Origin of the sequence: Pelagibacterium lacus (assembly GCF_003345525.1) — a bacterium.
Classification (GTDB): Bacteria; Pseudomonadota; Alphaproteobacteria; order Rhizobiales; family Devosiaceae; genus Pelagibacterium; species Pelagibacterium lacus.
The window spans coordinates 1-1,157 of the sequence record NZ_QQNH01000068.1 but is presented as its reverse complement, the minus strand read 5'-3'; the positions used below and the strand labels follow the sequence as shown (position 1 = coordinate 1,157).

Here is a 1,157-nt window from a genome sequence, read left to right as displayed (position 1 = left end):
GAAACCCTCGCCTGGCTGCGCAAGTCCAAAGGGCTGGCGGCGCTGGTCGAAGGCTCGCGCCTCGTCGAGATCGACGCAGCGACCGGGATGCAGCCCGGCGATCCCGTCATCGTCAAGAAGGGCGCCTCGGCCTTCTTCGGCACCAATCTGGCCGGCCTCCTTGCTTCCCATGGGGTCGATACGCTGGTGGTCACCGGCGCCACCACCTCGGGCTGCGTCCGCGCCACCGCCGTCGATGCGGTGCAGGCGGGCTTCAATGTCCTCGTCCCCGCCCAATGCTGCGCCGACCGCGCCCAGCCTCCCCACGACGCCGCCCTCTACGACATCGACCAGAAATACGGTGACGTCACAACGCAAAAAGACATCAGAGAATGGATCGAAAGCCTGGGGTAGAGCCGCCTTTCGTGTCGCACCGATGTCGCAATCGCTATGCTAGCCTCCGGGGACAATAGCCACGGAGCGCAGTCTTGCAGGCCAGTCCCCGGTTCCCCTTGCGCGGCAGGATCGCGCGGCTTTGCCTTGCGGGAGCGGCCCTACTCGCCGCTTCCGGCGCGGCGACGGCGCAAGCGGTCGATCTGGCCAGCCTCTCCATCGCCACCCCGCAAGGGCAAACGCTGACGCTTGCCGAGGCCGTGCAGGGCCCGGTCATCCTGCACTTCTGGGCGACCTGGTGCGCCCCCTGCCGGGAAGAGCTCCCCGAGCTGCAAGCTTTTTCAGACTCCTTGCAACGCCCCGAAGCGCTGCTGCTCGTCTCGGTGGATACATCTTCCTATGAGCGGGTCGTTTCCTTCCTCGCCGATCTGGGCGTGGAGCTGCAAAGCCACCAGATCGCCGTGGGCAATGCCGGCACCCTGTTCGGCTTTCTCGGCTATCCCAGCACCGTGGTCGTCGATGCCGACGGCGCCGTTCTCTACCGCAAGCAGGGGCCGATCGACTGGCTCGATGCGGACGTCACCGAGCCCATCCTCGATCTTCTTTTCTAGAGCGTTTCCAGGAAAAGTGGAACCGGTTTTGCGGTTCGGAAACGCGACAAAACAAGAAGTTAGAGCACCTGATCTGATTCCATCAGATCAGGTGCTCTAGGTTCAATCGACATTCAGGATTCAATTCTGTCGGGGAGTGTGATTCATGGGTTTCCAGATTCAATGATCTGGAGG

2 protein-coding genes are annotated in these 1,157 nt (G+C 63.1%); both read left to right on the top strand.

From position 1 onward, the window contains the following. A partial coding sequence (locus DVH29_RS16085; RefSeq protein ID WP_114647194.1) for an isochorismatase family protein occupies positions 1 to 393 on the top strand: 393 nt, incomplete at its 5' end. Between the two features lie 74 nt (positions 394 to 467). After that, positions 468 to 983: a TlpA family protein disulfide reductase gene (locus DVH29_RS16080; RefSeq protein WP_114647193.1), complete on the top strand. Its 516-nt coding sequence runs from the start codon at positions 468 to 470 to the stop codon at positions 981 to 983. The last annotated feature ends 174 nt before the right edge of the window (positions 984 to 1,157 follow it).